This window comes from Clostridium sp. DSM 17811 (assembly GCF_018861905.1).
Lineage (GTDB): Bacteria > Bacillota > Clostridia > Clostridiales > Clostridiaceae > Clostridium_AD > Clostridium_AD frigoriphilum.
The window spans coordinates 1-11,507 of record NZ_JAHLDU010000050.1 but is presented as its reverse complement, the minus strand read 5'-3'; the positions used below and the strand labels follow the sequence as shown (position 1 = coordinate 11,507).

Genomic DNA, 11,507 nt, shown 5'->3' with positions numbered 1-11,507 from the left:
CAGCAAAAAACTAGTATTATTATAATAATTGCTTGCCATAGCATAAAGCCTCTGTCTCTTCAAATCACTTAAATATGTCAATTTATCAAGCCACTTTATAAGCAACTTATGCGTTAGTTCCTTATCATCTATATTTACCTCATTCATATTTATAGCTCCATATCTTATTTTATATTTTGTTAATCTATGTATATTATAGTTTAATTTTGTCGAATAATTAAAATTTTCCGCGATTATTGTATAAAATAAAAAAAGAAGCTCTCTACACTTTTACAGAGAAGCTCTAAATATAGTTGATAGAGAAGACCATATGGCTGAAAGATTTGCTACAGAATTCCTTACAAGGCAATTGTTAAAAGACTTTATGTACTTGACTTTATAAATAATTCTCAATATGAAGACTTATATAAAAAAACACCAGAGATGCTAATAGACCATACCATAGGAATTAACATAGGAGATAAAGAATTCGAAAATCTTAATAATTACACTAACACCTTAGGCGTATACAAAAATGAATTTGATTAATTTTAAAATTGTACCTTTTTTACATTTCTAACGACAAAAAGCTACTGAATTATATAAAAATATACTTCAGTAGCTCCTAACCAAAAGCTTTTGAGCTTTCAATCATTGAAAATAAACTCGGTTGGCACAACTCACTAATTTGGAAATAATTTATTTTTTAACTTTGTTATTTCTTCATCACTTAACTTCGAATATTTTTTAATTTTCTCAAGTGATTCACCATCTAATAGCATTTCGGTTGCTATTTCTATCCTTACCTTAATCTTTAATTCTTTCAAGTTCTATTTTTTCTACATTAATTGTTTTAAAGTTATATATTAATATTTCATTTTCTAACTCCGGTAATTGATAAACATATCTTTTATCCTTTCCGCTATTACCTTTATAAGTATATATTTCAGCAGCCACTATTTCTGATTTATCTTCATGCTTATATCTGAACTTATCCCATATTCTATAAAAGTACAGGAACATTCTTTCTCCAAAATTATCTCTATTAGTACCAACTGGCTTCGGCAAAATAATCACCACTAAGCTACCACTCCAGCCACTGCTGCTCACTCTAAATTCAAACTAATTAATTTACTATTTATCCCAGGTAACAGTTGCCCTAGTGGGCAGAAGTTGAATAAATTTCAATTCCATCCCTATCAATTTGTTTTTTTATATTCTCATTTAATGAATTTAGAAAAACAATATCACAAGAATATATTCCTATCACATCATTAATTTCCTCTACAATAGTTCCTTTGCTTTTACCTATATAACTTACACATAAGTCTATATCTGAATTTATATTTTCTGTTCCTTTTGCTCTTGACCCAAATATTATTACTTTCTCTATATTGTTATTATTCAGGAAATAATCAATCAAGCTTTTATATACTTTTTTATCTATTCCATACATATCACATTACCACTTTTGAAAGGTTACTTAATAGATCTTCTATGGCACCTGTATAATCACTTATTATCTTATTTTTAATTTCTTCATAATCTTGCTCATCATAAATATGAGATTTAGAATTTCTTGATAATAAAATATCGTTCCAAATTTCTATATCATTAATTAATCCTTCCTTAAACGCTTGCTTATAACACCCTCTTGGATTATTTATCTCTAAACCAGATGATTTATATATCTTAGAAAGTAACTTCCAAGTTAAGTCTTCTAGTGTTTCATACTTTTTAATAATTGAATCTCTATACACTTCCATAGTTATATCATCTGGGTTTTTTATATTACTAAAATTATCTATGATATTCTTTAAATGAACTAATATTCTATATGCATAATTATATGTTAATTTTATTGATTCATCATATTTATCTAGTATTCCCATAATATTTATCACCCTTTCTAAGTTATATATATTTATTATATTACCATAAATAATAGCATTTAAAACTAAAGTTCTTCTTAATTTTTAATCTAACGTCCAGCCAGGTTTATGATCTCTATTATATCCTAATTTTTAAAGTATTCTTCTTCCTGTTACAAACGATGTTCTCCAATAACCACTTAAGTCAGCTATATGTACAAGTGTACCACTTTTTTGCGATTCTATAAATTTGTTATTTCCAACATATATTCCTACATGCGCATTACCTATAAAAAAAACTAAGTCTCCTACTTCAAGATTATTTATACTAACAGCACTGCCTTCTCCTGCTTGCTGATAAGTTGTTCTAGGTAAAGTAACACCGATGCTCTTATAAATATACTGTACAAGTCCTGAACAATCAAAACCACTAGTTGTTGCACCACCCCATATATAAGGTATTCCAATTAATTTATCTGCATTTGCTATTAGAGATTTTTTTTGAGAAGCTGTACTTGGTACTGGTATTATAACTTTTGAAGTAATTACGCATGATTTTGCAATGTATCCCCATGTGTTATTATATTTAATTTTATAATAACCATTTAGAGTTCCATATAAATTTATATTAATTGTTGGATTAATAATACCAATAATATTATTCCCTGTAGCTGCTGTTTTACGTACATTTAAACACCATACTTTAGTACTACCTACCCCTGTTTTGGTTGTACTAGATAATGTACCAGATACCACGGGTATTGTAACCACTGCTGAAGTTGCAGACGTACTTACGTATGATTTTGCAATGTATCCCCATGTGTTATTATATTTAATTTTATAATAACCATTTTGAGTTCCATATAAACTTATATTATTTGTTGGATTAATAATACCAATAATATTATTACCTGTAGATGCTGTTTTACGTACATTTAAATACCATACTTTAGTACTGCCTACCCCAGTTTTGGTTGTACTAGCTAATGTACTAGATGCCACCGGTATTGTAACAACTGCTGAAGTTGCGGACGTGCTTACGTATGATTTTGCAATGTATCCCCATGTGTTATTATATTTAATTTTATAATAACCATTTTGAGTTCCATATAAACTTATATTATTTGTTGGATTAATTGAACCAATAATATTATTCCCTGTAGTTGCTGTTTTACGTACGTTTAAAAACCATACTTTAGTACTGCCTACCCCTGTTTGGGTTGTACTAGCTAATTTAATTGGTGCCACCGTAGTAGCTTGTACTATTTTTACATATGAGCTATACACATATCCAGTTTTCCCTTTATAGGTTACTTTATAAAAGTTACCACTTTTCCCCAAAGTACTTATCTTCGTATTGATGGGGATAAAAGATAAAATTGAGGATGAAAGTGATGGTTTCTGTCTCAAGTTTAATGAACTTACATTTATTACACCACTATCAGCAAATACATTATGAGAACTTGCTAGGGTCAATAAAATTGTTGCTAACGCTAATTTTCTTTTCATTATTTGCCTCCAAAATTCATTTTAAATATATGTTATATTTTATAGTCCATATAAATTAATCCATTAATAAAAAGCAAAATATACTTTACTATCAAATTACTACTCCCATCATTAAAATGCACATAACAGTTTTTATAAAATACATGTTTGTGCATACCTATATTCATTTTGCTATTACTTTCTATATCGTCAAATTTTCCAATAACTTTATATATATGCATAACTTTCAAGTAACCCTACAGTTCTATTTTATTTCAAGTTGCTCTTTATTTTTTAAGGAACCTACAAGAACTGTTCTCTCCTTAAATCATCTCCTGGGTCGCTGCACCAGCTTTGAAAAAGATGCATTAAATTGTATATCTTTATGGACATAAAAACGAGAACCATCATTTCTGACGATTCTCTCTTATTTTACTGCTTTTAATTTTGATATATCATTCCAATTCTTCGAAGTTATCATTTCCACTGCTGTGATATCTTCTCTAATTCCTTTAACTTCACCTTCAACTCTTGCAACTGTATGGTTAATTTTATCTATTTCTGCTTTGTGGATTTCACTTGCATGTTCTAAAGCTCTTAATATTTGTGTATGTTCATCTAACTTATTATTCATAATTTTTAGCAAATCTAAAATTTCATTATCCATTTTTTCACCACCTACATATATTTATATATTATCATTAATTAAAATTTATTTCAATATAAATCATCTTTAATAAAGATACAATTTAAAAATGGCTTTGGTAGTGAAGAAGGTTCCAACACGCACTTGGCGTTGTTTGTAGCATATTACAACTTCCTCCGACTCACTAGGTATTTCCTTTATAGTATTTCTCTTCACAACTTTTATATCTACTACCTTGCCATAATAAGTTATACCAACTTCACCTGCAAACTGTCTCTTTGACTGTGCTAGTGCTATGAACTTAATATTATGCTCTGCTAGATTAATATTGTCACATTTAGTGTGATAAAAATTACCTTTTAGATTTATTTCAAGTTGCTCTTTATTTCTCAGCGACCCTACAATAACTGTTCTATCCTTGAAGTATTCATCTTTTATATAACTCTCTCGCCTTATAGGATCAAGTGATCTTTCAAAGGTTGAATAAGAGGATTCATTTATTAGCTTGTCTAAGAACTCTTCCATAAGCCTTGTAGTTGATGGAAGAAAAGGAATACCATCTATATTTACTTCTTCTATACTTTTATGAAAGTCATGATTTTTGTATGCCTCTTCATCCTTATATGGGAACAATGCAAATGCTCCAAAAACACAATTGTTATATTCACCAGTTTTATTGTTTTTATATACTATGGCATCTCTGTACCTATGCATGGTATTTATGTCTTCTTCTTAGCTCCAATATTTCCCATAGCTTGCTATCGTTACCTCATATTCTACTTTATATTAGCTTTTACATACTCTTTAACATTCTTAACAAAAACAAAAAATCTAGCATTTATTTATCATGCTAGATTTAACTTCATACTCTTGCAATTTTTTTTAATAAAAGTTATACCTCTTTCTGATTAAGACAACTCCTTTAAATCAATTTTTTCAATTATAATGTTAGAACCATGATATAAAATCATTGTATAGTACCCCCATTATTCTTAGATACTATGACCATATCATCTACAGCCTCATCAATACTTAAAGTATGCTCTATTTCATAATTATTCAGCAAAAAATTAATAGCTTTATGCTTATTAAGATAATTAAAAGCTTCTTTTCCATTTATATTTAATCTATCTGCAAATTCATTGACGCAAACTACCATATATCTAACTTTATTTAAATCTCTGTCTTTTAACATCTTAATCACTCTCCACTATTAGTTTATATACTATTATTATAGTTAATTTTCAATTTAATAGATACCCAAATTTATTTTTATGTGAAATAAACATTGCTGCATTTAGTATGATAAAACTTACCTTTTAGATTTATATCAAGTTGCTCTTTATTTCTCAGCGACCCTACAAGAACCGTTCTATCCTTAAAGTATTCATCTTTTATATAACTCTCCCGTCCTATAGGCTCAAGTGATCTTTCAAAAGTTGAATATGAAGATTCATTTATTAGCTTGACTAAGAACTTTTCCATAAGTCCTGTAGTTGATGGAAGAAGAGGAATACCACCTATATTTACTTCTTCTATTCTTTTATAAGAGTCACGACTTTTATATCCCTCTTCATCCTTATATGGGAACAATACAAATGCTCCAAAAACACAATTGTTATAGGCCCCTGTTTTATTGTTTTTATACACTATAGCATCTCTGTACCTGTGCATGGTGTTTATATCTTCTTCCTTAGGTCCAATGCCACCATAACTTTTCTGGTACTCTATTGATGTTTCTATCTTATACTTTGCATCAAATACAAACTCATAAGCCTTATCACTACCAAGTTTATTTATAGATAATATATTATCAGGCTTTTGTGTTACTGTTTTACTACCTTCAATTCTATATGCTAAGTTACTAGCTTTTCGTGATTTAAAAACATTGTAACTGACCTTAAATGTTTCCTTTGTATTAGGGTTTTCATATACTAGTGTTGACGTTACGCCTTTTTTTAGTGATACAAATATTCCAGTTCTATTAATAGTTATAAAGTCTGTACTTATTAGCTTATATCTCTTTCTAAGTAGCGAATTTATCTTAATAAAACACCAATACTCATATAATAAACTAAGTTCTTTCATTGATAATGAAAATATATTACTATTGATACTTAGTCCCTTTTGCAGCATGTGCATTTGCCGTCTCTTCATCACTTTGAAATAAGTTTGGCAAACTCATACCCGTCCAACATTTATTTTTAGTATACCCACTTCATCACAAGCCCTAAATATAGACTCCATATTCCACCATATATCATTTCTATCTACCTGCATCATACTAGATGAATTAACTGGTCTTATGATATCTTGCATTTCACTTATGTACCCATCAAATATTGTATACAAATCATTAAGCTCTTCCTGGCATCCTTCAAGATCCCCCTCCAGCTCAGAATAATTTTCCTTTAATGCCTCTATTGCTTCTCCTTGGTTTTCAGCCTCCAATTTGTTATTAACAAACCTTAGTACTTCCTTTATTGTTTCTATTGCCGTCTTATATTTTTTAATATTAAGACTTATCCGCTCTAAGACTGAATAGTTTATTCTTATATCTCTCTTCAATCTCTTTTCCCCCTAACTAAAATTGTAACCCCTTAGCTTATTTATTAATCTATTACTATTATTTATCATATCATCTACTATTTCACCACATCTGTCTTTTTTAACTGCATTTTGAAAATCCATTTGATGAAAATTCTTAGTCATACTTTTTTTGCACTTCAATTATTTCAAAGTTTTCACGTTCATCCTTTGCTTACAACCCATAAGAATGCATCTTTTTATCTATAACTACTTCTTTTTTAGGAGATAAACATATGCTTCTTCCTGCTCATCAGAATAACCTACGTGGACTACTTTTTCTATAAGCTCTGATGTAAACTGTATTGCTTTCCCCGCGTCAACCATGCCTAATGGATATACAACTCCCGCATATTGAAAATATTTTTTAATTGAACCACTGTTCCTAATGGATGTATTTTTTCTAGAAGATCGATCATTACAGATATGATTTCTTTTATTTGTAAATATGTAAATTCCATTCTGTCATCCTCATAAGTCAATATATGTTTGTCATTTTCCCTGGAGTAAATAACACTATTAACCACATCATTATCACTTAAATATCTCAGATTATCAAGCCACTGTATAAGCAATATGTTTATCTCATTCATATTTATTTCTTCTCTCAATTGTTATACATAAAAATAGAGCCAATGCTTCTTTTATTAGAAACATTGACCCTATTCTTAGTTGTGTTATAATTTCAAATTTTCTATTTGTTGTCAACTATATTCAATATTACTTTATCATTTTCTAGTAATGTTACAATCGATATCTTATTAAATACACTATTTTCTATTATAGAATTTGCATATATAGTTACTTTTCCTTCTACTCCTTTCGCAAACCTCTTTTCTAAAGTACACCATAGCTCATGTGCTTGTTCTTTTTCTACTTTCTTATCTGGATCAAATAAATAAAGGGTTTGAAATTCTTTTGCCGCTTTTGTTGATTCCATAGTGCCTTCTTCAATCTCCGTTTTATCAACTGGCATACATTTTAGCCCTATATTACATTCATTAAATGCTATATTTCTATTCCACTCTACGGACTTAATATCATTTAGAATTTTTTTTCTGTTTTGGCTTGCCCACTTTGAATCACATGCCTTCCATATTTCATCATTTGGAGTATAAATAATATCTGCTTCTCCAACCATTGGTTCAATTTTGAAAACAATTTTTTCCTCCCCATTAATATAGCTTAAATATTTCCAGCCCATTTTTATCATAATATTGTTCTTCACCTCAACCACTATATCCTCCTATTTTACCCCAATTATATTATTAAAATAATCTATGCTCTCTATATCAATATTTATAAATTTAAAATCTTTTGTATACACTCCTTCAACCCCATGCGATATAGCATATGCTGATACCCTTTTGAATACTTCATACTTTTGATCCCTCGTTATCTTCTCTAATTGTCCACTATTCTTGTTTAGAACATTATTTGCACTAATCCACCAAACTTTATCTCTAAAATCAGCGACTGTTAATATAATAGAACAACTTGAATCTTCATATTTTATTTCATCTCTGCCATCATCTGTTATCTTATAATGCTTTTGATATTCTTTATTCATATATTCAATTCTCCTACCTTATATTTATGTGTGCTACTTTTGCATTATTTCTAAGCTGCGGTAATTCAGTAGTCCAAAATATTGTTTTTGATTTAAATTCATCTGGTACATTCTTTGTGAATGCAGTAACAGATCCACTTGTCCCATCAGCATACCTACTTGGAAGGGTACTCCAAATATCATCAGTTTGCTCTTTAGTTAAACCTAGTTTTTCATATTTCTTCAACCCTGATGGGGTATTTTGATAGAGTTGTAGACCATCCATCCATTTCCAACCATCTGTTCTTTCTAAAGTAAGTTTAACTACCCCTTTATCTTTATACAATTGATCTGCATAGCTCTCAGCTAATTTTCTTGCTTTTAATGTTCCACTTGTAGTCTCAATTTGTCCTGCATAAAAAATTGATTTATTCTTTTCTGTTGAAATGTCCATTGTTTTTGATTTATCTGATAAATATTTATATACTTTATCAGGATCTTTAATCTTATTTAATTCAGTATATAACCCGTCACCTTTACTTGCAACTTCCCCAACCTTAGACACCGAACTAACTTTACTAAGTCCTTTAGTTAAAAGCACTCCTCCAAGCACATATGAAGTAGAATATGCAATGCCTTTTTCCTCTACAGTATCTGATGCACTCTGTGCCATTCCTTCTGCGAGTATAACTGGATCTTTTAATACTGATGACACTGTTTTACCGTATCCTTTAGTTTCAGTAATACATTTCTTTAAACAATCAGGTGCATCTCCTGTTTCCATCATTGATTTCATTGCAACACCTGCGCCTGCAATTACTACAGCACCTTTTACTAGACCATATCCGCCCTTTAATACATCCCCTGCTAAATTTACCAATCCTTTTCCTAAATCTATTCCGGTTATTCCAAAATCTTTAACCTCCTCAACAGTACTCTCCCAAGTATTTGTGTATTTAAAATAAAGTTTTCCTGCTTTATTGCTATATTCATCGTCCTTGTTCTCATAGGGAACTACTTTTTTATCATATATATTTTTTAGATCATCTTTGTTGTCATTCAATCTATTATAACAATATTTTATGTCATCGCATATGTCTTCCATCATATTACTGTTCTTTTGTACATTTGCCTTCTCTTAATCGCTTTGAAATAAGTTTGGCAAACTCATACCCGTTCCAACATTTATTTTTAGGATACCAACTTCATCGCAAGCCCTAAATATAGACTCCATATTCCACCATATATCATTTCTATCTACCTGCATCATACTAGATGAATTAACTGGTCTTATGATATCTTGCATTTCACTTATGTACCCATCAAATCATCTCCGCCGGAGCTGGAAATTAACGACTTATTTAAATATGTTAAATCATTTAGAAGCAGTTATTGTAATGGATGGAAAGATGATTTGGTGAGGCATAGGAGAATTCTTTTGTAGTGAACAGAAAAAGAGAACCATCATTTCTGACGATTCTCTCCTTATTTATTCTTATTTTTATTCCATATTCGCCAAGGGTCTGACCCCTTTCAGAGTTTGAAAATGAAACTGACAATCTCTGTTGCTAATATATAATTATTATATAAGATATCCATCTAATACACGCGTTATGTTTTCTTCGACTTTGTCTGGCTTTCCTCCGAATCTATTAACAGTATACTCGTCTATCCATTGTTTATCTCCACTTAATAAATCTTTCCAATTATTTAATAATCCCGAAGAAATAACTCTGAATTCTGATTCGATTTTACTAATAAAATCACCTGTTTCTCCATACTGGCTAATGTTGCTAATTAAAGTTAGGTTAATTTAGTCTAAAATTATTAACATTGCTTTTAAAGTAGAATTATATTAATGGATAATCCCAATTTCTATAAAAAATAGTTATAAGTATATTGTAATATTATTGAATTATACGTTTGATAGCCATGGATCCCATTCCAATAAATGTATGATACTTAGCAAATCCGTTTATTGGTTACTAATTCTTGACTCACTTCAATTTTCAGGTAAAAATATAGCCCATGCATCTTCACTTAGAAGCACTGACTATGTTTTTGTTATACTATATATTAACTTTTATTATCTTCTTGTTATATATATGATACTACTACATATTATTGTTCATCTTTTACGTTATTTTAAATAACACTATAATTTTACAATGTTTCATTTATTGCATCAAAATGTGCTATTAATATTCTATCTTTTTCAAAAAAATTCTCAATGGTATTATTAACTAGTAAGTTTTCTACATCAACATTATCTGATTAAAATTAATCAGTTCCACACTTAAAGCATATAATAAACTACAACCTTACATTTAACTCCACTTTTTAATACCTAAATTGATATTTATCATCTTGTCAGCATTATGTTCTTTAATAAAAAAGTAAACTAGATCGACAAAAAGTCGTAAATTTTTCTTTTCTAGAATGAAATACCACTCTTCCATGCTATCTCCACCTATATCGTACTTAATTCCCCTTTCAGAGACTTCCTCATCAAATCCCCACATTCCCATTGACATAATAATATTATACCCCTTATAATTCAACCAAATATTTATCTTATTCTCACTTTCTTTTAATTTTAATTTGCACACATCGCTTGTATACCACATTACATCTTCTTTTTCTTCAATTTCCCAAATCATCTTTAATCTCCTCCATGATATATATCATACAAACCAACGCAAGCATCCATTCCTGGATTACTACTCACTGATGCATTAATAACCCCTTCCCATGAACCATATTTTTCTAACATAGACTCCGGTGTTGGTCCCTCTGCATTTTGATAAGTATCTAAATTACTTTTCTTTGCCATTTCATATCCTTCTATATCTTCTCTTTGTAGGTAACTGTTTAACCTATTGGCATTACGCTCATTAACCATTTTTTGTGCTATTCCTTCAGTTGAATAACCTTTACTATAAAGATTATCTAGCATTTGTTGATTATTCTTATGATATTCTAGTCTAACTTGCTTTGCTATTCCTACTTGATTGGGATTACTCCAGTCTATCTTATTTGCAAATTTTCCTATACGTATTGAATCAGGCTTTGGTGAATAGCTATATACAGCATCTTGATTTTCTATTATATCTTTTGCTGCCTTAGGATTATCCATGGGATTATTCTTATATGTAAATTTAGCATTGTCTCCACCCACATCTACCTTCAATACATTCTTCTCTACATCTACAACTTCCCCAACCTTAGACACCGAACTAACTTTACTAAGTCCTTTAGTTAAAAGCACTCCTCCAAGCACATATGAAGTAGAATATGCAATGCCTTTTTCCTCCACAGTATCTGATGCACTTTGTGCCATTCCTTCTGCTAGTATAACTGGATCTTTCAATACTGATGACACTGTTTT

17 protein-coding genes and 2 pseudogenes are annotated in these 11,507 nt (G+C 29.9%); all 19 read right to left on the bottom strand.

Annotated features, from left to right (window positions below; translation table 11 throughout):
• Positions 1-662: 662 nt before the first annotated feature.
• Complete coding sequence (locus KPL44_RS24165) at positions 663-806, bottom strand: hypothetical protein (protein WP_216255804.1); 144 nt, start codon at positions 804-806, stop codon at positions 663-665.
• Positions 790-1,017, bottom strand: a pseudogene (locus KPL44_RS24160) (Rpn family recombination-promoting nuclease/putative transposase); the annotation flags it as partial. The gene KPL44_RS24165 and the pseudogene KPL44_RS24160, both read right to left, overlap by 17 nt.
• Before the next feature lie 121 nt (positions 1,018-1,138).
• A complete protein-coding gene (locus KPL44_RS24155) occupies positions 1,139-1,435 on the bottom strand; it encodes a nucleotidyltransferase family protein (RefSeq protein WP_216255802.1) in 297 nt (98 codons plus the stop codon).
• A gap of 1 nt (position 1,436) precedes the next feature.
• Positions 1,437-1,874: an HI0074 family nucleotidyltransferase substrate-binding subunit gene (locus KPL44_RS24150; RefSeq protein WP_216255810.1), complete on the bottom strand. Its 438-nt coding sequence runs from the start codon at positions 1,872-1,874 to the stop codon at positions 1,437-1,439.
• Between the two features lie 129 nt (positions 1,875-2,003).
• Complete coding sequence (locus KPL44_RS24145) at positions 2,004-3,359, bottom strand: SH3 domain-containing protein (RefSeq protein WP_216255800.1); 1,356 nt, start codon at positions 3,357-3,359, stop codon at positions 2,004-2,006.
• A gap of 406 nt (positions 3,360-3,765) precedes the next feature.
• Complete coding sequence (locus KPL44_RS24140) at positions 3,766-4,005, bottom strand: hypothetical protein (protein WP_216137362.1); 240 nt, start codon at positions 4,003-4,005, stop codon at positions 3,766-3,768.
• A gap of 66 nt (positions 4,006-4,071) precedes the next feature.
• Positions 4,072-4,707, bottom strand: coding sequence for a nuclease domain-containing protein (locus tag KPL44_RS24135; protein WP_331703091.1), 636 nt, complete (start codon positions 4,705-4,707; stop codon positions 4,072-4,074).
• 244 nt (positions 4,708-4,951) lie between these two features.
• Entirely contained in the window at positions 4,952-5,179 is a 228-nt protein-coding gene (locus KPL44_RS24130) for a DUF3791 domain-containing protein (protein WP_216255796.1), read from the bottom strand.
• A 77-nt stretch (positions 5,180-5,256) separates the two neighbouring features.
• Positions 5,257-6,141 carry a nuclease domain-containing protein gene (locus KPL44_RS24125; RefSeq protein WP_216255794.1) on the bottom strand — a complete coding sequence of 295 codons (885 nt, stop codon included), beginning with the start codon at positions 6,139-6,141 and terminating at the stop codon, positions 5,257-5,259.
• A gap of 24 nt (positions 6,142-6,165) precedes the next feature.
• Positions 6,166-6,552 (bottom strand): hypothetical protein, encoded by a 387-nt coding sequence (locus KPL44_RS24120; RefSeq protein ID WP_216255792.1) that lies wholly within the window; start codon positions 6,550-6,552, stop codon positions 6,166-6,168.
• A gap of 12 nt (positions 6,553-6,564) precedes the next feature.
• Positions 6,565-6,714 (bottom strand): hypothetical protein, encoded by a 150-nt coding sequence (locus tag KPL44_RS24115; RefSeq protein WP_216255789.1) that lies wholly within the window; start codon positions 6,712-6,714, stop codon positions 6,565-6,567.
• Between the two features lie 66 nt (positions 6,715-6,780).
• Positions 6,781-6,897 carry a DUF4176 domain-containing protein gene (locus KPL44_RS25640; RefSeq protein WP_253201932.1) on the bottom strand — a complete coding sequence of 39 codons (117 nt, stop codon included), beginning with the start codon at positions 6,895-6,897 and terminating at the stop codon, positions 6,781-6,783.
• A gap of 2 nt (positions 6,898-6,899) precedes the next feature.
• Complete coding sequence (locus tag KPL44_RS25635; RefSeq protein WP_253201931.1) at positions 6,900-7,163, bottom strand: hypothetical protein; 264 nt, start codon at positions 7,161-7,163, stop codon at positions 6,900-6,902.
• Between the two features lie 101 nt (positions 7,164-7,264).
• Positions 7,265-7,807, bottom strand: a complete 543-nt coding sequence (locus tag KPL44_RS24105) for a hypothetical protein (RefSeq protein ID WP_216255788.1) — start codon at positions 7,805-7,807, stop codon at positions 7,265-7,267.
• A gap of 9 nt (positions 7,808-7,816) precedes the next feature.
• Entirely contained in the window at positions 7,817-8,140 is a 324-nt protein-coding gene (locus KPL44_RS24100) for a hypothetical protein (protein WP_216255786.1), read from the bottom strand.
• Positions 8,141-8,153: 13 nt separating this feature from the next.
• The gene (locus tag KPL44_RS24095; RefSeq protein ID WP_216255783.1) at positions 8,154-9,227 is read right to left on the bottom strand and encodes a hypothetical protein; all 1,074 of its coding nucleotides are present in this window, start codon (positions 9,225-9,227) and stop codon (positions 8,154-8,156) included.
• A gap of 30 nt (positions 9,228-9,257) precedes the next feature.
• On the bottom strand, positions 9,258-9,425 hold the full coding sequence (locus tag KPL44_RS24090) for a hypothetical protein (protein WP_216255781.1): 168 nt from the start codon (positions 9,423-9,425) through the stop codon (positions 9,258-9,260).
• A gap of 1,021 nt (positions 9,426-10,446) precedes the next feature.
• Entirely contained in the window at positions 10,447-10,779 is a 333-nt protein-coding gene (locus KPL44_RS24085) for a hypothetical protein (RefSeq protein WP_216255779.1), read from the bottom strand.
• 2 nt (positions 10,780-10,781) lie between these two features.
• Positions 10,782-11,507, bottom strand: a pseudogene (locus KPL44_RS24080) (hypothetical protein); the annotation flags it as partial.